At 71.0% G+C, this 24,844-nt stretch carries 20 protein-coding genes; 9 read left to right on the forward strand and 11 right to left on the reverse strand.

What is annotated here, in order from left to right; all coding sequences use genetic code 11:
* Positions 1 to 33 precede the first annotated feature (33 nt).
* The 3 genes from aspT (ACFWBW_RS13660) to ACFWBW_RS13670 all read right to left on the reverse strand — a co-directional run bounded on the left by aspT (ACFWBW_RS13660) (position 34) and on the right by ACFWBW_RS13670 (position 5,498).
* Entirely contained in the window at positions 34 to 1,737 is a 1,704-nt protein-coding gene (gene aspT / locus ACFWBW_RS13660) for an aspartate-alanine antiporter (protein ID WP_385371550.1), read from the reverse strand.
* Positions 1,738 to 1,801: 64 nt separating this feature from the next.
* Positions 1,802 to 3,484, reverse strand: a complete 1,683-nt coding sequence (gene aspT, locus ACFWBW_RS13665) for an aspartate-alanine antiporter (protein WP_385371553.1) — start codon at positions 3,482 to 3,484, stop codon at positions 1,802 to 1,804.
* Between the two features lie 121 nt (positions 3,485 to 3,605).
* Entirely contained in the window at positions 3,606 to 5,498 is a 1,893-nt protein-coding gene (locus ACFWBW_RS13670) for an AMP-dependent synthetase/ligase (protein WP_385371556.1), read from the reverse strand.
* Positions 5,499 to 5,618: 120 nt separating this feature from the next.
* Between ACFWBW_RS13670 and ACFWBW_RS13675 the strand changes: the two genes are divergently transcribed.
* The 5 genes from ACFWBW_RS13675 to ACFWBW_RS13695 all read left to right on the forward strand — a co-directional run bounded on the left by ACFWBW_RS13675 (position 5,619) and on the right by ACFWBW_RS13695 (position 11,811).
* A complete protein-coding gene (locus ACFWBW_RS13675; RefSeq protein ID WP_385371559.1) occupies positions 5,619 to 6,362 on the forward strand; it encodes a MerR family transcriptional regulator in 744 nt (247 codons plus the stop codon).
* A 164-nt stretch (positions 6,363 to 6,526) separates the two neighbouring features.
* Positions 6,527 to 7,354, forward strand: a complete 828-nt coding sequence (locus ACFWBW_RS13680; RefSeq protein WP_385371562.1) for an FAD binding domain-containing protein — start codon at positions 6,527 to 6,529, stop codon at positions 7,352 to 7,354.
* Complete coding sequence (locus ACFWBW_RS13685) at positions 7,351 to 10,077, forward strand: molybdopterin-dependent oxidoreductase (protein WP_385371565.1); 2,727 nt, start codon at positions 7,351 to 7,353, stop codon at positions 10,075 to 10,077. Before ACFWBW_RS13680 ends, ACFWBW_RS13685 begins: the two co-directional genes overlap by 4 nt.
* Positions 10,074 to 11,045 carry an antibiotic biosynthesis monooxygenase gene (locus tag ACFWBW_RS13690; protein WP_385371568.1) on the forward strand — a complete coding sequence of 324 codons (972 nt, stop codon included), beginning with the start codon at positions 10,074 to 10,076 and terminating at the stop codon, positions 11,043 to 11,045. The genes ACFWBW_RS13685 and ACFWBW_RS13690 overlap by 4 nt, the downstream gene beginning before the upstream one ends.
* Positions 11,046 to 11,088: 43 nt before the next feature.
* Positions 11,089 to 11,811: a 1,4-alpha-glucan branching protein gene (locus ACFWBW_RS13695; protein WP_385371571.1), complete on the forward strand. Its 723-nt coding sequence runs from the start codon at positions 11,089 to 11,091 to the stop codon at positions 11,809 to 11,811.
* Positions 11,812 to 11,878: 67 nt separating this feature from the next.
* Here the strand turns inward: ACFWBW_RS13695 and ACFWBW_RS13700 are convergent, their stop codons facing one another.
* The 6 genes from ACFWBW_RS13700 to ACFWBW_RS13725 form a co-directional block, all read right to left on the reverse strand.
* Positions 11,879 to 14,050 (reverse strand): 3-hydroxyacyl-CoA dehydrogenase NAD-binding domain-containing protein, encoded by a 2,172-nt coding sequence (locus ACFWBW_RS13700; RefSeq protein ID WP_385371574.1) that lies wholly within the window; start codon positions 14,048 to 14,050, stop codon positions 11,879 to 11,881.
* A 52-nt stretch (positions 14,051 to 14,102) separates the two neighbouring features.
* Positions 14,103 to 15,317 (reverse strand): acetyl-CoA C-acetyltransferase, encoded by a 1,215-nt coding sequence (locus ACFWBW_RS13705; protein WP_385371577.1) that lies wholly within the window; start codon positions 15,315 to 15,317, stop codon positions 14,103 to 14,105.
* Positions 15,318 to 15,391: 74 nt separating this feature from the next.
* Positions 15,392 to 16,534: an acyl-CoA dehydrogenase family protein gene (locus ACFWBW_RS13710; RefSeq protein WP_385371580.1), complete on the reverse strand. Its 1,143-nt coding sequence runs from the start codon at positions 16,532 to 16,534 to the stop codon at positions 15,392 to 15,394.
* Between the two features lie 13 nt (positions 16,535 to 16,547).
* Positions 16,548 to 17,573, reverse strand: a complete 1,026-nt coding sequence (locus ACFWBW_RS13715) for an LLM class F420-dependent oxidoreductase (RefSeq protein WP_385371583.1) — start codon at positions 17,571 to 17,573, stop codon at positions 16,548 to 16,550.
* Entirely contained in the window at positions 17,573 to 18,739 is a 1,167-nt protein-coding gene (locus tag ACFWBW_RS13720; RefSeq protein WP_385371586.1) for a CaiB/BaiF CoA transferase family protein, read from the reverse strand. The genes ACFWBW_RS13715 and ACFWBW_RS13720 overlap by 1 nt, the downstream gene beginning before the upstream one ends.
* Before the next feature lie 85 nt (positions 18,740 to 18,824).
* Positions 18,825 to 19,256, reverse strand: coding sequence for an MmcQ/YjbR family DNA-binding protein (locus ACFWBW_RS13725; protein WP_385371589.1), 432 nt, complete (start codon positions 19,254 to 19,256; stop codon positions 18,825 to 18,827).
* 133 nt (positions 19,257 to 19,389) lie between these two features.
* Between ACFWBW_RS13725 and ACFWBW_RS13730 the strand changes: the two genes are divergently transcribed.
* Entirely contained in the window at positions 19,390 to 20,595 is a 1,206-nt protein-coding gene (locus ACFWBW_RS13730; RefSeq protein WP_385371592.1) for a saccharopine dehydrogenase family protein, read from the forward strand.
* 26 nt (positions 20,596 to 20,621) lie between these two features.
* Here the strand turns inward: ACFWBW_RS13730 and ACFWBW_RS13735 are convergent, their stop codons facing one another.
* Positions 20,622 to 21,302, reverse strand: coding sequence for an endonuclease V (locus ACFWBW_RS13735; protein ID WP_385371595.1), 681 nt, complete (start codon positions 21,300 to 21,302; stop codon positions 20,622 to 20,624).
* A 26-nt stretch (positions 21,303 to 21,328) separates the two neighbouring features.
* Between ACFWBW_RS13735 and ACFWBW_RS13740 the strand changes: the two genes are divergently transcribed.
* The 3 genes from ACFWBW_RS13740 (at position 21,329) to ACFWBW_RS13750 (ending at position 24,149) form a co-directional block, all read left to right on the forward strand.
* On the forward strand, positions 21,329 to 21,628 hold the full coding sequence (locus ACFWBW_RS13740; protein ID WP_385371597.1) for a YciI family protein: 300 nt from the start codon (positions 21,329 to 21,331) through the stop codon (positions 21,626 to 21,628).
* A 278-nt stretch (positions 21,629 to 21,906) separates the two neighbouring features.
* Positions 21,907 to 22,323, forward strand: a complete 417-nt coding sequence (locus tag ACFWBW_RS13745) for an SsgA family sporulation/cell division regulator (RefSeq protein WP_385371599.1) — start codon at positions 21,907 to 21,909, stop codon at positions 22,321 to 22,323.
* 185 nt (positions 22,324 to 22,508) lie between these two features.
* Positions 22,509 to 24,149: an ABC-F family ATP-binding cassette domain-containing protein gene (locus ACFWBW_RS13750; protein WP_385371602.1), complete on the forward strand. Its 1,641-nt coding sequence runs from the start codon at positions 22,509 to 22,511 to the stop codon at positions 24,147 to 24,149.
* 162 nt (positions 24,150 to 24,311) lie between these two features.
* Here the strand turns inward: ACFWBW_RS13750 and ACFWBW_RS13755 are convergent, their stop codons facing one another.
* Positions 24,312 to 24,779 carry an ATP-binding protein gene (locus ACFWBW_RS13755; protein WP_385371605.1) on the reverse strand — a complete coding sequence of 156 codons (468 nt, stop codon included), beginning with the start codon at positions 24,777 to 24,779 and terminating at the stop codon, positions 24,312 to 24,314.
* Between the last annotated feature and the right edge of the window lie 65 nt (positions 24,780 to 24,844).

Here is a 24,844-nt window from a genome sequence, read left to right on the forward strand (position 1 = left end):
GTTCGAGGGGCTTTGGTTCGAGGGGGCTTCGCGTCAGTGGTTGAGGATGACGATGACGGCGCCCCAGATGGTCAGCAGCACGTTGCTGATCGCGTAGGGGATCGTGTAACCCAGCGTCGGCACCTGCGATTTGGACTGTTCGTTGACCGCGCCGATCGCTGCCGTGGTGGTCTGGCCGCCCGCGAGGACGCCCATCAGGATCGGGAAGCGGATCTTCTGGACGTGGTGGCCGACGAGGAAGCCGACCAGGAGCGGGATCAGCGTGGCGATGGCCCCGAAGAGCAGCAGTCCCCAGCCGGCGGTGGCCAGCCCGCTGGTGAAGCTGGGTCCGGCGTTGATGCCGACGACCGCCACGAAGAGGCAGAGCCCGAGGGTGTCCATGAACCACTGTGCGCCGGGCGGGACGTTGCCGTACGTCGGGTACTTGCCGCGGATCCAGCCGAAGACCAGGCCCATGATGAGCGCGCCGCCCGAGGTGGACAGCGAGATCGGGACCCCGCCGGCGGTGAGCGCCGGGATGCCCAGGCAGCCGCCGAGGAAGATGCCCAGGCCCACCCAGATCATGTCGGTGGCGAAGCTGGTGGGCACCGGCTTGCCGATGGCCTTGCCGGCCGGGTCGACCAGGCGCTTGGGGCCGGACAGGATCAGGGTGTCGCCGCGCTCCAGCTGGGTGGCGAGCCGGTAGGGGAACTCCGTTCCGGAGCGGAACAGCTTGTCGATGTAGACCCCGACCATGAAGGGCTCGGCGCGCAGTTCCGCGATGGTCTTGCCGAGCTGCGCCTTCTCCGAGGCGACCACGTGCAGCGTCTCGGTCTGGTAGCCGAGCAGTTCGACGTCGTCGGTCTCGGGGCCGATGTGGGTGCGGGCGTCGAAGGCGACCAGGGAGCCGCGCAGGGCGCTGACGGCGACGACGTCGCCTTCGAGCAGGGTGGTCTGCTGGGTGTGGTCGAGGATCGCCCCGTCCCGTCGGACCCGGGTGAGGTAGATGCGGTGGCCCAGCGCCTTCTGCTGGTTCTCGAAGTCGTCGATGGTCCGCCCGACGAGATCGGGGCGCTGGATGGTGTAGGCCCGCAGGACGATCTCGTAGTAGCCCTCGTGCAGGTCGGGGTTGTCGCTGGGGGCGTCCATCTCCTTGGCGATCCGGGCGCTCTCGGCCGCGAGGTTGCGCCGGTAGAGCCGGGGCAGCACGTTGGCCAGGAGCATCGCGCAGAGGATGGTGCCGAGGGGGTAGGTGACCGCGTAGCCGACGGCGACGAAGTCCTGCTGCTCCTTGATCTGGTCGGCCGAGAGGCCCGGAAGGTTCCCGATGGCGTCCTGGGCCACGCCGATGACGGCGGACTGGGTGAGCGCGCCGCCCAGCAGGCCGGCGCTGAGGCCCGGCCCGTAGCCGAGCATGACGGCGAACCCCCAGGAGACCAGCAGGCCCGTGACGCAGACGATCACGGCGTTGAGCACCTGCGGGAGGCCGTCCTTCTTCAGACCGCGGAAGAACTGCGGGCCGACCTTGTAGCCGAGGGCGAAGAGGAACATCGTGAAGAAGAGGTTCTTCACGGTCCCGTCGATGGTGATCTTGAACTGGGCGCCGAAGACGAGTCCGACGATGAGGCAGCCGGTGACGGCGCCCAGCCCGATGGCCTTCCAGCGCAGCTTCCCGACGAGGAAGCCGAGCGCCACGGTGATGAAGACCAGGAGTTCGGGGTGGGGCTGGAAGATGTTCCTGTTCAGGAAATCGATCATGTGGGCGCCGTCCGGGTGGGGTTGGGGGCGGGCGGGCAGAGCTTGACGGGGCGGGACGGGGGCGTCAGGCGCCCAGGATCCCGACGAGGATCGGCCCTGTGAGTGGGAGCAGGAAGTTGGACAGCGCGTAGGTGATCGTGTAGCCGAGCATCGGCACCGAGCTCTGTGCCACTTGCGTGACCGAGGTGATGGCCGGCGTGGAGCACTGCTGTCCGGCGATGGCACCGATCAGCAACGGCTTCTCGATCTTCAGGAGCTTGCGCCCGACGACCAGCGAGATCGTGGCCGGTACGAGGACCATGGCGATCCCGGCGAACGGCAGCAGGGCCCCGTACTCCTTGAGCAGCGGCCAGGCCTGCGGGCCCGAGGTCAGCCCGGTGCAGGCGATGAAGACCGCGAGCCCCATGTCCTTGATGGTGGTGGCGGCTTGCGGCGGGAAGGCGCCGAAGGTCTGCCTGCGGGAGCGGAACCAGCCGAAGAGCAGACCCGAGATCAGGCAGCCGCCGCCGGTGCCGAGCGAGAGCGGGACCCCGCCGGCGCGGACCACGATCTGCCCGATGAGCGAGCCGACCGCGATGCCCAGGCCGAGGTAGATGAAGTCGGTGGCGTCGTTCTTGGCCACCGTGCCGATCTTCTCCACGATCCGGTTCAGGCCCGAGCGGGCACCCACGAGGGTGACGACGTCACCGCGCTCGACGACGGTGTCCGGGTTGGCGGGCAGGTGCTGCTCGCCGCGGAGCACGTCGGTCACGTACACGCCGCTGCGCCCGAACTCCTTGTGGGTGGTGCGGATCTCTTCCAGCGACTTGCCGGCGACCGACTTGTCGGTCATGGCGACCTGCCGGGTGGCCAGCGGGGTGTCCACCCCCGGGATGCCGGGGGTCTCCGGGCCGATGGCCCGGCCGGCCGCGATGGCCTCGGAGCGCCGGCCGACGACGAGGACGAGGTCGGAGAGGACGAGCTCGAGGTCCGGGGCGGGGGTGAGGTCCTTGGAGCCGCGCCGGACGGCCTCCACGGTGACGCCGCCGTCGAAGGCCGCCTCCAGGTTCCCGACGGTGCGGCCGTCGGCGAGGGTGACCAGGTGGGTGCGTCCGACCAGGCCGGGCATGGCCTGGCGCTCGTCGCTCTCCAGGCCGCCGGAGCCGCCGCCGCGCATCTTCTCCCACAGCTCGCGCGAGGCGTCCGCCAGGTTGATGCGGAGCAGCATCGGCATGATCTGGCTGGTGTAGATGACGATGGTGACCAGGCCGAAGAGGTAGCAGACCGTGTACGCGGTGGCCACGTGGCCCTGGTAGGTGGAGATCTGCTCCGCGGTCAGGTCAGGGAGCTTGCCGATCGCCTCGGTGGCGGTGCCGACCACGGCGGATTCGGTGGCCGCGCCGGCGAGGATGCCGGAGGCGGTGCCGACGTCGAGGTCGAAGGCCTTGGCCAGCAGGTAGGCGAGGCCGAGCACGCTGACGAGCTCGATGAAGCAGAGCGCGAAGAAGCGCATGCTCTTGCGGTTGAGGTTGGCGAAGAACTGCGGACCGGCCATGTAGCCGAGGGCGAAGATGAAGAGCGCGAAGAAGATCGTCTTCACATCGGCGTCGATCTCGATCTTGGCCCAGGCGCCGAGCAGCAGCGACACGATCAGCGTGCCGCAGATGCCGCCGAGGGTGATCGGGCCGACGCGTATCTTGCCGACGAGATATCCGGCCGCCAGGCAGAGGAACAGGGCGAGTTCGGGGTGGTCTTGCAGCACACCCACGGGCGATCAGCCGCCCTTGCCGGGCGGCGTGGCGAATTCAGGGCATATGCACATTCCTTCACCCTTGCCCGGTGAGTGATCTTCCGCTCACCGGGCAGGGCCGTTCGTGTGACGGATCTTTCTACGAAGCTTCGTGCGGTCCGGAGTGCGAGTCGGGCTGCGAGTCGGGCTGTGAGTCGGGCTGCGACTCGGACCGCGGCTCCGCGTACAGCCCGTCGATCAGCTCCGCGTACTTCTCCCGGATCACCCTGCGGCGCAGCTTCAGGGACGGGGTCAGCTCCCCCGACTCCGGGCCCCACTCCTCGGTCAGCAGCCGGTAGCGCTTGATCTGCTCGGTGCGGTTGAGCCGTGCGTTGGCGGCTTCGACGGCCCGGGCGATCTCCTCCCGTACGGCCGGGTGCGCGGCGAGCTCCGCGGGCGTGGCGGCCTCGATGCCGTGGGCCTCGGCCCACGCCGGGGCCAGTTCGGGGTCCAGGACGAGGAGGGCGACGAGGTAGGAGTGGCCGTCCCCGTGCACCAGTGCCTGCCCGATCAGCGGGTGTTCCTTGACGGTGTTCTCCACCAGGGCGGGCGAGACGTTCTTCCCGTTCGAGGTGATGATCAGTTCCTTCTTGCGGTCGGTCAGCCAGAGGAACCCCGCCTCGTCGAGCCGCCCGATGTCCCCCGTGGGGAACCAGCCCGCCCCGTCGCAGGCGCTCTCCACGGAGCCGTCCGGGAGGAGGTAGCCGCCGAAGACCGTCTCTCCCCGTGTGAGGATCTCCCCGTCCTCGGCGATCCGCAGCTCCAGCCCCTGGATCGGGCGTCCTACGGAGCCCAGCCGGAAGCCGTCCGGGGTGTTGACCGTGCACACGCCGGAGGTCTCGGTCAGCCCCCAGGCGTCCATGATCGTGATCCCCCAGCCCGCCCAGAAGCGCACCACGTCGATCGGCATCGGCGCGGTGGCACTGGCCGTCCAGATCAGGCGGTCCATCCCGGCCAGCGTCAGCAGCGGGTCCAGCACCCGCTCCTTGGCCCCGGCGTACGAGGCTTCGAGCGCGGCCGGGACCTCCTCGCCGCGCTCCCGGTGCCCCGCCCGCTCGCGTGCCAGGTCGTTGGCGGCTTCGATGGCGCGGCGCTGCTCCTCGGGAAGCCGTCCGAGCACCGCCCGTACGGAGGCGGCCAGCTTCTCCCACACCCGGGGCACGCCGAAGAACTGCACGGGGTGCAGCTCGCGCACCGCGACCGCCACGGCGGCCGGGTCGGCGCACAGCCGGACGTGTGCGGCCCTCAGGAGCGGGAGGTAGATGCCGAGGATCCGCTCGGCGATGTGCGCGAAGGGCAGGTAGCAGAGGTGCTCGGCGTGCTCGGGCAGCTCGATGTGCCGGTCGAGGCGGACGGACTGGAGCACGATGTTGCGGTGGGTCAGGCGCACCCCCTTGGGGTCGCCGGTGGTGCCCGAGGTGTAGACGACGGTCAGCGGGTCCTCGGAGCGGGACTCCCGCCAGGCCTTCTCGAAGGCCTCGGAGCGGTGCAGCCGGGCGCCGCCGGCGTACACCGACCCGTAGGTCGAGTGCGGGCCGGCTTCGGCGGCCTCGGCCACGACGAGCCGTTCCAGCGGGGTCCCGGGGTCGGCCAGCAGCGGCTCCCACCGGGCCAGCTCCCGGGCTCCCTCCACCACGGCGAGCCGGGCCCGGCTGTGGCGGGCTATGTGGGCTATCTGCTCGGGCGCGGAGGTCCCGTACACGGTGACGGGGACGGCGCCGAGGTGGACGAGGGCGAGGTCGCTGAGCCAGTGCTCAGGGCGGTTGCCCATCATCAGCAGGACGTGCTCGCCGCGTTCGACGCCCAGGGAGGCGTAACCGGCGGCGAGGACGGCCACCTTGCGGCGGACGTCCGACCAGCTGAGGGTGGTCCAGCCGTCGCCCTCGCGCCACGAGAGGGCGGGAAGGGCGCCGTGCTCGGCGGCGTTGCGCGCCAGCAGGGCGGGCAGGGTGAGCTCTTCGGGAGGTGCGGGCAGTCGCAGTTTCGTGGGCATGGGCAGCTCCTGGCCGTTTCACATCGTTGGTGCGACAGCAATACTGTTGAACACGAACGGTGGCGAACTTCAGCTGTGCGGTCTAGAGACGCGCTGATCAGAGAGCAAGGCGGAGAGCCCATGACCACCCAGGCACCGGAGCCGGCGTCGCTGACCGTCGACGAACTGGCGGCCAGGGCGGGTGTGACCGTCCGCACCGTACGGTTCTACAGCACCCGCGGACTTTTGCCCCCTCCCGTGATCGGACCCCGTCGGGTTGGCCGGTACGGCCCGGAACACCTGTCCCGCCTCGCCCTCATCGAGGAGTTGCAGCACCAGGGCATGACCCTCTCCGCCATCGAGCGCTACCTCGAGGCTCTGCCCGACGATCTGAGCGCGCACGATCTGGCCATCCACCGCGCGCTGGTGGCGACCTGGGCCCCGGACGCGGCGCTGGACTCCTCGCGCGCGGAGCTGGAGAAGCGGGCCGGGCGCTCCCTGACGGAGACCGACATCCGGCGGCTGACGGCCATGAACGTGCTGGCGCCGACCCCGGAGGGCTTCCGGGTGGACATGGGGCTGCTGCGGCTCGGGGTCGCGCTGCTCGACGTGCCGATCGCCCACGAGACGATCCTGGTCGCGCGCGAGGTGCTGCTCGGACACGCCCGGACGGCGGCGCACCAGCTGACCGCGCTGTTCCGGGACGAGGTGTGGGGGCCGTTCACGGAGGGCGAGAGCGACCCGGAGCGGGTGGAGTCGATGAAGGCGCTGTCCGCGCACATGCAGCCGATGGTGGTGCAGGCCCTGGTGACCGCTTTCCAGCGCTCACTGAAGGAGGAATTGCGGGCGGCCTTCGTGTCCGACGAGACACCCGGCGGGCCATAGCCGCGGTCCGAAGCCCTGCTTTGGCGGGGCGGGCCCGTTCTCAGTACGCTGGAAGGGAATCTTTGCGCCCGCCGGCTCCTGCTCCGAGCGGGTCGGCCCCTGCGGCCCCAGCGGATTCTGCCGCTCGAAGGCGGCCACCCCTGCACGTAACGGGCAGGTGCTCCATGGACCTCAACACCATCAGCGAAGTCGTCCGGCAACCGTCCGACCGGCCGGGCGCCGACTGGCGCGAGGGCGATGCGTGGCTCGCGGGAGGGACGTGGCTGTTCTCCGCCGAGCAGCCGGACCTGCGCCGCCTGGTCGACCTGACGGCCCTGGGCTGGGATCCCCTCGTGCCGAGCGAAACCGGCCTCGAGATCGGGGCCACGTGCACCATCCGGGACCTGTACGCATTCAGGCCGCCGGCCGACTGGATCGCGGGCCCCCTCATCGCGCAGAGCTGCGAAGCGTTCTTGTCCTCGTTCAAGGTCTGGAACGCCGCGACCGTCGGCGGAAACATCTGCCTGTCTCTGCCGGCAGCGCCCATGATCACGCTGACGGTCGCGCTCGAGGCCCAGTACGAGCTGTGGGCCCCCGACGGTTCGGTGCGCACCGTGGACGCCCTCGACTTCGTGACCGGGAACAACCGGAACGTCCTCGCTCCCGGGGAAATCCTGCGGCGCATCCGCATTCCGGCACGCGCCCTGCGCAAGCGCACCGCGCACCGCCTCTTCACGCTGACCCGCCTCGGCCGATCGACGGTCTTCCTCGTCGGTACGCGACCGCCGGGAGCGAACGACCTGCTGCTCACCGTCACCGCCGGCACCACACGCCCGGTGCGCCTGGCTTTCGACGCCGCGGCCGATGCCCGCACGGTGCAGCAGGCCGTCAACGCCATCCCCGCCGACGTCTGGTTCGCCGACCCCAACGGAACCCCGGACCACCGCCACCACCTGACCCTGCACTTCGCCGAAGAGATCCGCCACGAACTCAATGCTGGGGGCCCGGCATGACCTACACCGTGAACGGCAGGAGCTTCTCCGAGGAACCGGGCCCCGGCCAGTGTCTGCGTACGTTCCTGCGCGCGCTCGGTCACTTCGGCGTCAAGAAGGGTTGCGACTCCGGCGACTGCGGCGCGTGCACCGTGTGGCTGGACGGCGCCCCGGTCCACAGCTGCATCACACCCGCCTTCCGCGCGGAAGGCCATGAGGTGACGACGATCGAGGGCCTCGGATCACCCGGGGACCTGCATCCCGCGCAGCGCCGGTTCCGGGACGCCCCGGGGTTCCAGTGCGGTTTCTGCACCGCCGGGATGATCATGACCTCGGCGACGTTCACCGAGGCCCAGAAGGCGGACCTGCCCAGGGCGTTGAAGGGCAATCTCTGCCGTTGCACCGGCTACCGGGCGATCGAGGACGCGGTGAAGGGCGTCGCGAGCGTGCAGACGGCCAGGCCGGGACGGGCCGTGGGAACGAGCGTCGGCGCGCCGGCGGCCGACGACGTGGTGACCGGTCGCGCCGAATTCACCATGGATACCCGCATGGAGGGCATGCTGCACCTCAAGGTGCTGCGCTCGCCCCACGCGCACGCCCGCATCCTCTCGATCGACAAGACCGCCGCGCTCGCGGTCCCCGGCGTCCAGCGCGTCTACACCTGGGAGGACGTGCCGCGCAGGCGCTTCACCACGGCGATCCACACCGACCACCTCGTCGATCCGGACGACACGTACATCCTCGACCACACGGTCCGCTTCGTCGGCCAGCGTGTCGTCGCAGTGCTCGCCGACACGGTCGGGGCGGCCGAAGAGGGCTGCCGGAAGGTGGCCGTGGAGTACGAGGTGCTGCCGGCGGTCTTCGACCCCGAGGAGGCCATGGCAGACGGAGCGCCGCAACTGCACGGCTCGGAGGACCCGTTCGCCCGCGACTACGTCCACAACCTGCTGCTGGAGATCCACTCGCACATCGGTGATGTCGACGCGGGCTTCGCCGCGGCCGACGTGATCCACGAGGGCACGTACTCCTCACCGCGCGTGCAGCACGCGCACCTGGAGACGCACGGCTCGATCGCATGGATGGAGGACGGGCGGCTGAACGTCCGCACCAGTTCCCAGTCTCCGTCGATCGCGAAGGTCAAACTGGCCTACCTGTTCGCGCTGCGCCCGGACCAGCTCCGCGTGTTCTGCAAGCGCGTCGGCGGCGGTTTCGGCGGCAAGCAGGAGGTCATCTCGGAGGACCTGGCGGCGCTCGCGACCCTCGACACCGGGCGGCCCGTCTGTTTCGAGTACACGCGCGAGGAGGAGTTCACCACGGCTTCGCCCCGGCATCCGATGAAGCTGACGGTCAAGCTCGGCGCGAAGGCCGACGGCACTCTGACCGCCTTCCAGGTCCGCAACCTGTCCAACACGGGCGCCTACGGCAACCACGGCGGCGAGACCCTGTACGCGGGCGGTGCCGCCGTCATGATCTACCGCTGCCCCAACAAGAAGTACGACGCCTTCTCCGTCTACACGAACACCGTTCCGAGCGGCGCCCTGCGCGGCTACGGAATGACCCAGCCGGCCTTCGCCGTGGAATCGGCGATGGACGAACTGGCCCTCGCCCTGCACATGGATCCGCTCGAATTGCGACGCCGCAACATCGTGCGCCCGGGCGAGCCGCTCGTCGCCCTGCACGACGGGCCCGACGACGTGGAGTTCCACGAGGACGGGCTCGGCAAGTGCATCGACCTCGTGGCCGGCGAGCTGGCCCGTACGTCCGACCAGCCCTCCCCCGGCCCCGGATGGCTCGTCGGGGTCGGTGTCGCCAGCTCCATGCACGAGACCGCGCCCCCGACCGAACACGTCTCCGAGGCCTGGCTCACGCTCGGCGACGACCTCGTGTACGAGCTGGCCGTCGGCACCGTCGAGTTCGGGGAGGGCACGTCGACCGCGCACGTCCAGATCGCGGCCAACCAGCTGGGTACGACCCCGTCGCGGATCCGCCTGGTGCAGTCCGACACCGACCGCACGGGATTCGACACCGGCGCCTTCGCGAGCGCCGGACTCTTCGTGGCCGGCAACGCGGTCCTCCGGGCGGCCAACGCGGTGCGCGACCGCATCCTGGACTTCGCCGCCACCTACACGGGAGTCCACGTGGTGATGTGCTCGATGGACGACGACAACGTCGTGTGCGGGGACGAGAGCGTCTCGCTGGCCACGCTCGTCGCCAAGGCCCGGGCCCGCGGCATCCGCTTCACGGCCGCCCGCAGGGCGTACGGCTCGCCCCGCAGCATCACCTCCAACACCCAGGGCTTCCGCGTCGCCGTCCACCCGCTGACGGGTGAGATCCGTGTCCTGTACAGCGTCCAGGCGACCGACGCCGGCGTGCTCATCAACCCGGAACAGGTACGGGGACAGGTGGAAGGCGGCGTCGCCCAGGGCATCGGATTCGCGCTGACCGAGAACTTCCAGGTCGACGCGGAGGGCGTCATGGCCAACCCGAACCTCCGCAACTACCGCATCCCCACCTACGCCGACGTGCCCCGCACCGACGTGCTCCTGGTGGGCTCGTCGGACTCCGTCGGTGCCATGCGGTCGAAGGGGATGGCGGAGTGCTGCATCAACCCGGTGGCCCCGGCCCTGGCGAACGCGCTCCGCGATGCCACGGGCATCCGCTACCGCGAGCTGCCCCTCACCCCGGAACGGATCTACGACCGGCTCGTGGAGAGCCGGTCGGCGCGGACGGGGATGCGGCGATGACGGCCAAAGGGCAGACGGACGCCGGGGCGACGGTCATCATCGGCCGGAAGGTCCGCCCCGGCATGGAGCGGGCGTACGAGAAATGGCAGGAGGAGGTCAACACCGCCGCCGCCCGTTACGCCGGTCACCTCGGCGCCGAGGTGACCAAGCCGACGGCCCTGCAGCCCGACTGGGTGATCGTCTACCGGTTCGACTCGGTCGCCCATCTGCAGGCGTGGATGAACGGCGCGACCAGGCAGCGGCTCCTGGACGTCGGCGCGCACTACTTCGACGGTCCCGCCACCCAGCAGGTGATCAGCGGCGGCACGCAGCCGACGGACCCGCTCGTGACCGTGGTGGTGAGCCACCGCGTCCACCCGGACAACGTCGACGACTTCCTGGTATGGCAAGACCACATGAGCCAGGAGGAAGGCAAGTTCGAGGGGTTTCGCGGCACGGAGATATTCCGCCCCGTCGAAGGCGTCCAGGACGAGTGGACCACCCTGTACCGCTATGACAACGCCGAGCACCTGGATGCCTGGCTGACGTCGGCGAAGCGGCGGGAGATGCTCGCCGAAGGGGAGAAGTTCGACGACTTCAGAATGCGCACGATCGACAACTCGTTCGGCAGTTGGTTCGCCTTCGAGGAGAACGGCAAGGAGGCGCCGCCGCCCTCGGAGACCAAGACCGCCATCGCGGTCTGGGTCGGCCTGTACCCGACCGTCGTGCTGCTGTCCCTCGCCCTCCATCCGCTGGGCATGCCGTTCTGGTTCGGGCTGCTCGTGGGCAACCTGCTGTCGAGCTTCATCATGAGCTTCTTCACGATGCCCCACTATGTGAACCGGCTGCTCAGGCGGTGGCTGCGGCCCCCGCCGAACGAATCGACCACCAGGAGCAACCTCACCGGCGGCGGCATCGTCGCAGCGCTGACCGTGTTCTGGGTCGTCGTCTTCTACCTCGTGACGGAGGTGTTCTGGACGCTGCCCTGAGCCGGAGCGGCCCACTCCGGGCAGGGACGGGTAGGTTCTGGCCATGGCGATGATCTACAAGACCACCTTGAAGCCCGGTAAGACGGAGCTTCTGACTGCCTGGCTTCCGACGCGGCCGTGGTACGCGTCCACCGGACACGCCCCCGAGCTCGACCGCTCGGGCGGGTTCCGGCTCGACGACCCCGAGGGTGCGGTCGGCATCGAGTTCATGGTGCTCACCGACACCTCGGGTGGCCGGGAGACCTCCTACCTCGTGCCCCTCACCTACCGCGATGCCCCGCTCGACGGCGCAGAAGCCGCTCTGGTGGGCACCTCGGAACACGGGGTGCTCGGCACCCGGTGGGTCTACGACGGCGCCCACGACCCGGTGCTCGTGGGCCAGTTGCTCGCCCTGATCCAGGGCCGCGCGGTGGCGCAGGACCAGTGCGACAGCGATGTGCCCGACCCCTCCGTCACGGCGCTGTTCGCCGGAGCCGGACCGGAGATCGCGACCGTGCTCTCCCGCGAGGGGCTGGACACCTCCGACACCGCGCGGGGCACGGATGTCGTCGTAGTGGGAGCCCGGGCGGCCGGGACCCCCGGGACCCCCGGGACCCCGCCGGTGCTGAGCGTGACGCGCGTCCTGCGGCCCGAGGACGCGCGGGAGGACGCCTGCATCGCGGCCGGCGTCACCGGCCGGATCACCGCCGGGTGGAGCACCCCGGACGGCTCCGCGCACCGGGGCACGTTCGCGACGCTGCGCGGCCCCGCGCGCGGCGCCGCCTGACCCGTCCCGTACCCGCACATGAGGTCCCGGGGCACGCGGCGCCCCGGGACCTCGCGCCGGTCACCGCTCAGTCGGCGTAGGTCTCTCCCCGCTCGGCCTTCGCCACCAGGGAGGCGGGCGGGGTGAAGCGTTCGCCGTACTTCTCGGCCAGCTCGCGGGAGCGGGCCACGAAGCCCGCGAGGCCGCCCTCGTAGCCGTTGACGTACTGGATCACGCCACCGGTCCAGGCCGGGAAGCCGATGCCCATGATGGAACCGATGTTGGCGTCGGCGTACGAGGTCAGGACCCCCTCGTCGAAGCAGCGGACGGTGTCCAGCGCCTCGGAGAAGAGCATCCGCTCCTTCATGTCCTCGAAGGGGATCTGGTACCCCTCCTTGGTGAAGTGCTCGCGCAGCCCCGGCCAGATCCCGGCGCGCTTGCCGTTCTCGTCGTACGCGTAGAACCCGCCGCCCCCGCTGCGCCCGGGGCGCCCGAACTCGTCGACCATCCGGTCGATGACGGTGTCGGCCGGGTGCTCCGGCCAGTCCCGGCCCTCGGCCTCGAAGGCCTTGCGGGTCTCGTTGCGGATCTTGCGGGGCAGCGTGAGGGTCAGCTCGTCCATCAGGGAGAGCACCTTGGCCGGGTATCCGGCCTGGGCCGCGGCCTGCTCGATGGAGGCGGGCTCGATGCCCTCGCCGACCATGGCGACGCCCTCGTTGATGAACTGGCCGATGACCCGCGAGGTGAAGAAGCCGCGCGAGTCGTTGACCACGATCGGGGTCTTGTTGATCTGCCGTACGAGGTCGAAGGCGCGGGCGATGGCCTCGTCGCCGGTGCGCTCGCCCTTGATGATCTCGACCAGCGGCATCTTGTCCACGGGCGAGAAGAAGTGCAGTCCGATGAAGTCGGCGGGCCGCGAAACCCCTTCCGCGAGGCCCGTGATGGGCAGCGTGGAGGTGTTGGAGCAGAGCAGGGCGTCGGGGGTGAGGAACTCCTGGATCTCCTGGAACACCTTGTGCTTCAGGGCGGTGTCCTCGAAGACGGCCTCGATGACGGCGTCGCAGCCGGCGAGGTCGGCGGGCTCGGCGGTCGGGGTGATCCGGGCGAGCAGCTCGGCGCGCTTGGCCTCGGTCGTGCGGCCCCGGGACAGGGCCTTGTCGAGCAGCTTCTCGGAGTACGCCTTGCCCTTGGCGGCGGCCTCGGGGGTGACGTCCTTCAGCACCACCTCGATGCCCGCGCGGGCGCAGGAGTAGGCGATGCCCGCGCCCATCATGCCGGCGCCGAGGACGGCCACCTTGGTGACCTTGCGGGGGGCCACACCCTGCGGGCGGCTGCGGCCGGCGTTGACGGCCTGGAGGTCGAAGAAGAACGCCTGGATCATGTTCTTGGCGGTCTGTCCGGTGACCAGCTCGGTGAAGTAGCGGGCCTCGATGGTCAGTGCCGTCTCGAAGTCCACCTGGGCGCCTTCCACGGCGCAGGCCAGGATGTTGCGCGGCGCCGGGTACGGGGCCCCGTTCAGCTGCTTCTTCAAGTTGGCCGGGAAGGCCGGGAGGTTGGCGGCGAACCGCGGGTTGGACGGCGTACCGCCCGGGATCTTGTAGCCGGGCACGTCCCACGGCTGCTTCGACTCCGGGTTCGCGTCGATGAAGGCGTGCGCCTTGGCGAGCATCTCCTCGGGCGTGGCGGCGAGTTCGTGCACCAGTCCGTTGTCGAGGGCGCGCTGGGGGCTGTACTGGGTCCCCTGGAGCAGCACCTTCAGCAGCGCGTCGGCGATGCCCATCAGGCGGACGGTGCGGGTGACGCCGCCACCGGCCGGGAGCAGGCCGAGGGTGACCTCGGGCAGACCGATCTTGGAGCCGGGCGCGTCGAGGGCCACGCGGTGGTGGGAGGCCAGGCAGATCTCGTAACCGCCGCCGAGGGCGGTGCCGTTGATGGCGGCGACGACGGGCTTGCCGAGGGTCTCGATGCGGCGCAGCGAGGCCTTGATGGCGGTGCCGGTGTCGAAGGCCAGCTGCGCGTGCTCGGGGCGCAGCTGGATCATGTCCTTCAGGTCGCCGCCCGCGAAGAAGGTCTTCTTGGCGGAGGCGAAGATGATGCCGCGGATGGAGTCCTTCTCGGCCTCGGCGCGGTCCGCGATCGCCGCGATCGAGTCCTTGAAGGCCTGGTTCATCGTGTTGGCGGACTGGTTGGGGTCGTCGAGGACCAGGGTGACGACGCCGGTCTCGTCCTGTTCCCAGCGGATCGTGGTGGACTCGCTCATGGTCACTGCTTTCGTTTCGGAAGGTCCGGGGGGCGGGGATGCAGGACGGGATTCAGAGGCGTTCGACGATGGTGGCGACGCCCATGCCGCCGCCGACGCAGAGGGTGACGAGGCCGTAGCGCTTGTCCTGGCGCTCCAGTTCGTCGACGACGGTGCCGAGGATCATCGCGCCGGTGGCGCCGAGCGGGTGGCCGAGCGCGATGGCGCCGCCGTTGACGTTGACCTTGTCCAGGGAGACGCCCATGTCCTTGACGAAGCGGAGCACGACGCCGGCGAAGGCCTCGTTGATCTCGATCAGGTCGATGTCGTCGATGGTCAGGCCGGCCTTGGCGAGGGCCTTGCGGGTGGCCGGGGCGGGGCCGGTGAGCATGATGGTGGGCTCGGAGCCGGAGACGGCGGCCGAGACGATCCGTGCACGGGGCGTCAGACCGTTGCGCTCGCCCGCCTCGCGGGAGCCGATGGCGACGAGGGAGGCGCCGTCGACGATGCCGGAGGAGTTGCCCGCGTGGTGGACGTGGTCGATCTTCTCGACCCAGTGGTACTTCTGCAGGGCGACGGCGTCGAAGCCGCCGAGCTCGCCGATGTCGGCGAAGGAGGGCTTCAGCCGGGCGAGGGTGTCGGCGGTGGTGCCGGGGCGGACGAACTCGTCGTGGTCCAGGACCACCAGGCCGTTGCGGTCGGTGACCGGGACGACCGACTTGGCGAAGCGGCCGTCCTTGATGGCGGCGGCGGCCCGCTCCTGGGACAGGGCGGCGTACTCGTCCACGTCGCGCCGGGAGAATCCCTCGATCGTGGCGATCAGGTCGGCGCCGATGCCCTGCGGGACGAAGTCGGTGTCCCAGCCGGTCATCGGGTCGTTGAACCAGGCTCCGCCGTCCGAGGCCATCGGGACGCGGGACATGGACTCCACGCCGCCCGCGAGGACCAGGTCCTCCCAGCCGGAACGGACCTTCGCGGCGGCCATGTTGACGGCTTCGAGGCCGGAGGCACAGAAGCGGTTCTCCTGGACGCCCGCGACGGTGTCCGGCAGCCCGGCGGCGATCGCCGCGATCCGGGCGATGTCGGAGCCCTGGTCGCCGACCGGGCTGACGACGCCGAGCACGATGTCGTCGATGGTGGCGGGGTCCAGGCCGGGGTTGCGCTCGCGCAGGGCGTGGATGAGGCCGACGACCAGGTCGATCGGCTTGGTGCCGTGCAGGGAGCCATTGGCCTTGCCCCGTCCGCGCGGCGTGCGGATCGCGTCGTATACGTACGCTTCGGTGCTCACTGGTCAAGCCTTTCGGGGGTGCGGAGGCAGGGAGGGAAGTCGGTGCGGGGTCAGGGAGGGAAGTCGGTGCGGGGTCAGGCCAGCAGGGAACGGCCGATGATCTCCTTCATGATCTCGGTCGTGCCGCCGTAGATGGTCTGGATGCGGCCGTCGGTGAAGGCCCGCGCGACCCGGTACTCGGTCATGTATCCGTATCCGCCGTGCAGTTGCAGGCAGCGGTCGGCGACCCGCTTCTGGAGTTCGGTGGCCCACCACTTGGCCATCGAGGCGTGGACGTGGTCCAGTTCCCCGTTGGAGTGGTCGGTGATGCAGCGGTCGAGGAAGGTACGGGTGACCGCGCACTCGGTGGCCATCTCGGCGATCTCGAAGCGGATGTGCTGGAGCTTGGAGAGCGGCCGCCCGAAGGCCTCGCGCTCCTTCACGTACTGCGTGGTGATCTCCAGCAGGTACTCGGCGGCGGCGATGCCGGCCATCGCGATGCCCATCCGCTCCTGCGCGAGGTTGGTCATCAGGTGGACGAAGGCACCGTTCAGCTCGCCGAGCAGGTTCTCCTTGGGGACGCGGACGTCGTTGAAGAACAGCTCGGCGGTGTCCTGCGCCTTCTGGCCGATCTTGTCGAGGTTGCGGCCGCGCTCGAAGCCCTCGGTGCCGCGCTCCACGACCAGCAGGGACATGCCGTGCGCCCCGCCCTCGGGGGTGGTCTTCGCGACGACGATCACCAGGTCGGCGAGGATGCCGTTGGAGATGAAGGTCTTGGAGCCGTTGAGCACCCAGTGGTCGCCCGCCTCCTCGGCGGTGGTTCGGATGCCCTGGAGGTCGGAGCCCGCGCCCGGTTCGGTCATCGCGATGGCGGTGATGATCTCGCCGGAGCAGAAGCCGGGCAGCCAGCGGCGCTTCTGCTCCTCGGTGGCCAGCGAGGTCAGGTAGGGCCCGATGATGTCGTTGTGCAGGCCGATGGCGAGTCCGGCGGCGCCCGCCCGGGTGAACTCCTCGGCGATCACCGCCGCGTACCGGAAGTCGGTGTTCCCGCCGCCCCCGTACTCCTCCGGGACGGCCAACCCCAGCAGGCCCTGCCGGCCGGCGGCCCGCCAGGCCTCGCGGCTGACGATCCCGTCCTTCTCCCACTGCTCGTAGTGCGGCAGCACCTCCTTGGTGAGGAAGGTGCGGACGGTCTCGCGGAACGCCTCGTGGTCGGCGTCGAAGAGCTGGCGTTTCATGCGGCGGGACCCCTTAGATCCAGTTCTTGACGGTTTCGATGAGCCGGGCCGGCTCGGGGCCCACGGGCGTGACGTTGAGCATGGTCACCCCGGCGGCCCGGAAGGCCTCGACGCGCTCGCGTACGTAGCCCTCGGGCCCGCACAGCGTGGTGAGCTCGCACAGCTCGTCCGGTACGGCGGCCGCGGCATCGCGCTTGTGGCCCGAGAGGTAGAGCTCCTGGATCTTCCGGGCCTCCTCCTCGTATCCGTAGGCGACGGCCAGGTCGTTGTAGAAGTTCTTGCCGACCGCGCCCATGCCGCCGACGTACAGGGCGATCTGCGGCCGCGCGAGGTCCCGTACGGCTGCGGCGTCCTCGCCGATGGCGAGCAGTCCGCCGGCCGCGACCTGGAGCGGGCCGAGTTCGGGCGCGCGCAGGGCCGCGCCCGCGGCGAGCGCGCTCCCCCACACCGCATCGGCCTTCTCCGGCACGAAGAGCGTGGGCAGCCAGCCGTCGGCGATCTCCGCCGTCATCCGCACGTTGGCCGGGCCCAGCGAGGCCACGTAGACGGGGATGTCCGCGCGGACCGGCCGGGTCAGCATCTTCAGCGGCTTGCCGTGCCGGCCGCCCTTCTCGGGCGGGAGGGGCATGTCGGTGATGCCGTGGTGGTCGATGGTCTCGCGGCGCCAGATGCGGCGGCACAGCTCGACGGTCTCGCGGGTCCGGCCGATGGGCTTGTCGTACGGCTTGCCGTGCCAGCCCTCGACCACCTGTGGGCCCGAGGCCCCCAGGCCGAGCATGGCCCGGCCGCCGGACATCGCGTCCAGGCCCGCCGCCGTCTGGGCGATGAGGGCGGGGGTGCGCGAGTAGACGTTGAGGATGGCCGAGCCGATCTTCATCCGCTCGGTCCGGGCAGCCAGGTACCCCATGATCGTCGGGGCGTCGAAGCCCCAGGCCTCGGCCACCCAGACGGCGTCGAGCCCGGCCGCCTCCAGCTCCGCCGCCGCGTCGGCGGCGCGGCGCGGGTCCGCGGAGTAGTCGAGCATCATCGAGAGTTCCATCAGGCGTCGGACTCCTTGCCGAGCAGCCCCGGGACGCCCCAGTCGGCCGCCACCGACTCCGTGTGCGCGCCCGGCAGCGCGGGCCCGCCCACCACGGTGGCCGGGGTCGCGGAGAAGCGGGGGGCGGGGGCGGGCTGGGTGATCCCGGCGGCCTCGACGAAGGTGCCGCGGGCGGCCAGGTGCGGGTGGTGCGGGGCCTCGCGCAGGGAGAGTACGGGCGCCACGCAGGCGTCGGTGCCCGCGAAGACGGCCGTCCACTCCTCGCGGGTACGGGACTTGAAGCGCGCGGCAACGGCCTCGCGGAGCTCGCCCCAGCGGGCCAGGTCCTTGCGGGCGGGGGCCTGGTCCTTGATGCCGAGGAGCTCCACGAAGGTGTCGTAGAACTGCTGCTCCAGCGCGCCGACGGCCATGTGGCCGCCGTCGGAGGTCTCGTAGCTGCCGTAGAAGGGGCAGCCGCCGTCGAGGAGGTTGGCCCCGCGCCGGTCCTGCCAGCCGCCGGCCGCCATCATCCCGTGGATCATGGCGGTGAGGTGGGCGGTGCCGTCGACGATGGCCGCGTCGACGACCTGGCCGGTGCCGCCGGGGGTCCGGGCGTGCTGGAGGGCGGCGAGGACGCCGATGACGAGGTAGAGCGAACCGCCCGCGTAGTCGCCGACCAGGTTGGCGGGGACGGCCGGGGGTTCGCCCGGGTTGCCGATCATGCCGAGGGCGCCGGTGACGGCGATGTACGCGATGTCGTGCCCGGCGGTGTGGGCGAGCGGGCCGTCCTGGCCCCAGCCGGTCATCCGGCCGTAGACGAGCCGGGGGTTGCGGGCGTGGCAGTCGGCCGGGCCCACGCCGAGGCGTTCGGCGACCCCGGGGCGGAAGCCCTCGATGAGCACGTCGGCGCGCTCGACCAGGTCCAGCACGCGGGCCGGGCCGTCGGCGGACTTCAGGTCGACGAGGACGGAGCGCTTGTTGCGGTTGGTGATGTCGTAGGCCGGGTTCACGGCCAGTCCGCCGCCGCCGGGGCGGTCCACCCGCACCACGTCGGCCCCGAGATCGGCGAGGAGCATCGCGGCGAACGGGCCCGGCCCGATGCCTGCCAGCTCGACGACGCGCACGCCCGCCAGCGGGCCCCCGCCGCTCGCGGGCACGCTTCCCGTCACGTTCCCTGTCACTGCCATCGAGCCCCCAGCATCCGGTGGCACCACTGCCGCCACTGTGTGACACAACTGATGTAACACCAGTGATGCTAGGAACCTGTCCCACTCAGCACAAGAGCAAGCGCTTAGCCGCTTGGCCGGTTGGTCCGTTTCCCCGCGCGTCGAGCTCCTTGAGGTCCCGCTTCAGCGCGACGGTCCGGTAGCTCTCCTCCACCCATTCGCACAGCACCTCGGCGGAGGGCGCCCCCTTCTCCCCCAGCGGCACGGAGACCCAGCCGGCCTTCCCCAGCCCGTATCCGGTCGGCTCCGCGCCGGGCGCGGTCATGGCGTGACCGTGCAGCGCCTCGTCCTTGAGCTTCACGGAGATCCCGGGCGACGGGCCGTCGCTGTTCCCGAGGAAGACGAAGATCTTCTTGTTGACCTTCACGACGCAGTCCTCGGGACCCCAGGGGAACTCCTCGCGCGCCTGCGGCAGCCCCAGGGCGAACTCCCGGACCGCCTCCCACCTGCGTACCCCAGCCTTCACGGGAACCTCCACTCGTAGCGGGCCGCACCCGCTCGCGCGGACCGTCCCTACCCAAGCTAGGCCGTGACGGGCCGGAGGCGCTGTCCGGCGCGGGACGTCCACCCGCTAGCCTCAGCCACCACCGACACCGTCTGGGAGGCTCCCGATGAACGCAGCTGTCCGGCACGAACCGCGCACCGCGGAACGGGAGTACGACCTCGTGCTCTTCGGAGCGACCGGATTCGTGGGTGCGCTGACCGCCGAGTACCTCGCGGCGAACGCCCCCGCGGACTGCCGCTGGGCCCTCGCCGGGCGGGACCTCGCGAAGCTGGAGCGGCTGCGCGAACGGCTGACCGCCCTCGACCCGCGCTGCGCGGACCTGCCGCTGCTGCGCGCCGACGCCCAGGACGCCGCCGCGACGCGCGAACTGGCCGCCTCCACCCGGGTGCTGGCCACGACCGTGGGGCCGTACGTCTGGTACGGGGCCCCGCTGGTGGCCGCCTGCGCCGCGGCGGGCACCGACTACCTGGACCTGACCGGCGAGCCGGAGTTCGTGGACCGGATGTACGTCGAGCACGACGCGCGGGCCCGCGAGAGCGGCGCCCGGATCGTGCACGCCTGCGGCTTCGACTCGATCCCGGCCGACCTCGGGGCGTACTTCACGGTCGCACAGCTGCCGGCCGGGGTCCCGCTGACCGTGGACGCGTTCGTGCGCTCCAACGCCCTGTTCTCGGGCGGCACCTTCACCACGGTGCTCACCGCACTGGGACGCGGGCCGCAGAACCTTGCCGCCGCCCGCGCGCGCCGGATGCACGAGCCCCGGCTGCTGGGCCGGCGGGTACGGGTGCCCGTGGGCGCACCGCGGTTCAGCCGGGAGACCGGGACCTGGGCCCTGCCGATGCCCGTCCTGGACGTCCAGGTCGTGGCCCGTTCGGCGGCGGCGCTGGAGCGGTACGGCCCGGACTTCCGCTACCGGCACTACGCCTCCGTACGGCACCTGCCCGTCGCGGTGGGCGGTACGGCGGCGGTCGGCGGGGTGGCCGCCCTGGCGCAGATCCCGCCGGTGCGCCAGTGGCTCGCGGACCGCTGGGAGCCGGGCCAGGGCCCGGACGCGGAGCGGCGGGCGCGCAGCTGGTTCAGCGTGCGGTTCGTGGGCGAGGGCGGGGGCCGCCGGGTCTTCACCGAGGTCTCGGGCGGCGACCCGGGGTACGGGGAGACCGCGAAGATGTTCGCGGAGTCCGCGCTCTGCCTCGCCTACGACGCCCTGCCCGAGCTCTCCGGCCAGCTGACCACCGCCGTGGCGATGGGCGACGCCCTGCTGGACCGGCTCCGACACGCGGGCATCCGCTTCCGGGTGGCGGCCTCCAGCTGAGGCCCTGGGCGCCCGTGCGGACGGCCCTACGCGGTGGCTTCGCGCAGGGCCCGCCGGCACAGGGAGTCGGCGTGCCGCGTGGTCTCGGGGATCCGGAAGCGGGGGCTCAGCGCCAGGGCGTGCGCGCAGGCGTTGTCCAGGGAGACCCGGTGGCCCACCGATACGTACACGGGCTTGATCCCGTCCTGCGTGCGCAGCGCCCGCCCGACGACCTCGCCGCCGGGTGCGCGGAGCGGGGAGAGGTCCCCGCGCCGGGCGCCCGGTTCCTCGTAGGTGAAGGCGAACGGGTTCTTCGCGACGCCGATGGCGGGCAGTCCGGTGACCACCCCGAGGTGGCAGGCGAGCCCGAAGCGGCGCGGGTGGGCCAGCCCGTAGCCGTCGCAGACGACCAGGCCGGGCGTGACCGTCAGTGATTCCAGTGCGGCGAGCACGGTCGGCAGCTCGCGGAAGGCGAGCAGGCCGGGGACATAGGGGAAGCTGACGCGGCCGACGGAGGTGGCCTCCTCGACGACCTTCAGGGTGGCGGCGTCCAGCACGACGGCCGCGGCGGCCACCAGGTCGCGCTCGTCGTCGTAGGCCACGTCCACACCGGCGATCAGCCCCTCGCCGGGCGGGGGTCCGGTTTCGGCCAGGACGACCCGGTCGCGCAGTTCGTCCTGTATCGCCTTGGCCTCGGCCTCGTCGGCGGGCATCTTCGCACTCGTCATAGTGGTGCGAGAGTAGCCTGGCGATCATGTTCGTCATGGAGCTCACCTACACCGCGCCCGTCGAAGCCGTCGAAGAGGAGATGGACGCGCACATCGCCTGGCTGGACGGCTACTACGCCGCCGGCATCTTCCTCGCCTCGGGCCGCAAGGTCCCGCGCGACGGGGGCGTGATCCTGGCCGGCGGGATCTCCCGCAAGGAGATCGAGAAGATCGCGGCCGAGGATCCCTTCACGGTGGCGGGCGTCTGCTCCTACCGCATCACCGAGTTCCTCGCGACGAAGACCTCCGCGGACCTGGCGACGGTACGGGAGAACCCGGTGGTGTAGCGGGGTGCGGGCGGGGCCGCGGCGGGCGGTCCGGAGCGTGCTTTGGGCCTGTGGAGTGAGCGGGAACCAGCCGTACTGTGAGGGCTCCGGGGCCTGCGGACAGGCCTCGGATGCCCGTGCCACCCGTCACCCTGTGCGATCACACAGGCGTGTTCAGGCCATTCGGTGACACAGCTCACTCCAGGTCGCGTGCACGGATCCGCCCCATCGCGCGTCTATCCCGTTGCCGGGCGCCCACCCCGCGGTCCGGCACGAGATCCACCGCAAGGGAGCGAGCCTTGATCACTGTCATCGAGCAGGCCGTGCAGGCCCGACTGGTCGCCACTGCACCGAAGGTCGACACCGTACCGGTCACTCTCTGCTACGACCGGTCGGATCCCTTCGCCGTCCGGATGGCCTTCCCCGCGCCCGCGACCCTGGAGGGCATTGAGGTCTCGTGGACGTTCTCCCGGGAGCTGCTGGAGTCCGGCCTGCGCCGCCCCTCCGGCTACGGGGACGTGCGCGTGCGCCCGTACGACACCGACCGGACCAGCGTGGAGTTCCACGCCCCCGAGGGGGTCGCGATCGTACTGATGGTGACGGCCGAGCTGCACCGCTTCCTGGAGCGGGCCTCGACGATCGTGCCGCCCGGCCTGGAGCACCTGTACCTCGACATGGACCAGAGCCTCGATGAGCTGATGCGCGGCTCCTGCTGACGCCCCGCTTAATTCGTTTGCCGGCGGCTCCGGCCGCACCGTAGCTTCGTAGACGCCCCATCGCCGTCGAAACGGAGCAGGACGTTGCTTCTCTGAGGTCCGAGACACCGACCCACCGCCTTCACCAGCGGTCCACTGTGTCTCCCCCGCGTTGCACTCACCACTCACGCAACCTGGAGGCCTCCATGAGTCCTGCTCCCACGTTCATCACCTGCTCCGACCTGTCCTTCGACTGGCCCGACGGAACGCCCGTCTTCGAGGGGTTCCAGTTGACCGTCGGCCCCGGCCGTACCGGCCTGATCGGGCGCAACGGCTGCGGCAAGTCCACCCTGTTGAAACTCATCGCGGGGGAACTGGCCGCGAACGAAGGCCAGTTGGCCGTGTCCGGCACCGTCGGCCAGCTTCCGCAGACCGTCACGTTCGACACCGCCCTACGGGTGGACGAGGCGCTCGGCGTCCGCACCGCCCGGGCCGCCCTGCACGCCATCGAGGCGGGCGAGGCGACCGAGGCGAACTTCGCGGCGGTCGGCGACGACTGGGACGTGGAGGAGCGGGCCCTCGCCACGCTCGACCAGCTCGGGCTCGGCCGGATCGGCCTGGACCGCACCACCGGCGAACTGTCGGGCGGGGAATGCGTGTTGCTCCGCCTGGCCGCTCTGCTGCTGAGCCGTCCGGACGTCCTGCTGCTGGACGAGCCCACCAACAATCTCGACCTGCGGGCCCGGCGACGGCTGTACGCGGCCGTCGAATCCTGGTCCGGGGTGATGCTCCTGGTCAGCCACGACCGGGAGCTGCTGGACCGGGTCGACCAGATCGCCGACCTGCACGAGGGCGAAATCCGCTGGTACGGCGGCAACTTCACGCAGTACGAGGAGATGCTGGCGGCCGAACAGGAGGCGGCCGAGCGGATGGTCCGGGTCGCGGAGGGCGACGTACAGCGGCAGAAGCGCGAACTGGCGCAGGCGCACGCCAAACTGGCCCGGCGCAAGCGGTACGGCCAGAAGATGTTCGACACCAAACGCGAGCCGAAGATCGTCATGGGTGCCCGCAAGCGCGCGGCACAGGAGTCGGCGGGCAAGCACCGCATCATGCACACCGAGAAGCTGGCGGAGGCCGAGGAGCGCCTCGATCAGGCGGAGTTGGCGGTACGCGAGGACGCCGAGATCCGGATCAAACTGCCCGCCACCCAGGTCCCGCCGGGCCGCCGCGTGTTCACCCTGAGCGGGTTGCACCCGGTCCACGGCGCAGCGATCCCGGGCGAGTGGGAGCTGCGCGGTCCGGAGCGGATCGCGCTGGTGGGGGCCAACGGCTCGGGCAAGACCACCCTGCTGCGCACGATCGCGGGGGAACTGGCCCCGCTGTCGGGCGAGTCGGTGACCCATGTCCCGGCCCGGTTCCTGCCGCAGCGGCTCGACGTGCTGGACGACGAGCGCTCGGTCGTGGAGAACGTGGCGCGGTTCGCTCCGCACGCGACGAACAACCTGATCAGGGCGCGGCTCGCACACTTCCTGTTCCGGGGTGCGCGGGCGGACCGGCCGGCCGGCACGCTGTCGGGCGGCGAGCGGTTCCGGGCGACGCTGGCGGCGCTGCTGCTCGCGGAGCCGGCCCCGCAGCTGCTCATGCTGGACGAGCCGACGAACAACCTGGACCTGGGATCCGTACGGCAGTTGACCGGCGCCCTGGATTCCTACGAGGGAGCGCTCGTGGTGGCCAGCCATGACGTGCCGTTCCTGGAATCGATCGGCATCACGCGGTGGCTGCTGCTCGACGACGGGCTGCGGCCGACCACGGCCGAGGAGGTCCACCGGTCGCTGTGGCACGAGTGAGCGGAGGCGGGCGGGCGGGGCGCCTGAGCGGAAGCGGCCGAGCGGCGAGGGGCGCGTGAGCGGAAGCGGCCGAGCGGGGCGGGGCCCGTGAGCGGAAGCGGCCGAGCGGCGAGGGGCGCGTGAGCGGAAGCGGCCGAGCGGCGCGGCCGAGCGGGGCGGGGGCTAACGCGGCATGGGCAGTAACGCCCATGACTTGGTGCCTCCCATCGGGGTGAGCACCGGAGTGAGCCCCCAGTCCCCGCCGCAGGACTCGACCACCGCCGCGAGCAGCCACATCCCGCGGCTGCGCCGGCGCCGGCACTCCTCGCTCGCCTCGGGCGAGGAGTGTGCCGGGTGCTGGTCGAAGACGACGATCCGCAGCGCGTCGAACTGCCAGCGGACCTTGAGCACCATCTCTTTGTCGGGCGTGAACCGATAGGCGCAGGCCACCAGTTCGGAGGCGGCGAGGGCCGCGTTGTCGCACAGATCGGGCAGTCCGTGCCGGTCGAGCAGGGACCGCAGGGCGCCACGGGCGCTGCCCGCACAGTGGGCGCCGCCCGGGAGGCCTATGGAGTAGCTCAGTTTCTCCGCCCCTGGCGGGGCCTGCCGGAACTCGTGGACCGACCGCAGGCCACGGAGAGTGCCCGTCATCGTGCTGCTCCAAGGTTCTGAGGTACTGAATGCGTGGACGGCCGTGTGGTCATACAAGAGCTGGA

Origin of the sequence: Streptomyces sp. NPDC059957, from assembly GCF_042730015.1 — a bacterium.
Lineage (GTDB): Bacteria > Actinomycetota > Actinomycetes > Streptomycetales > Streptomycetaceae > Streptomyces.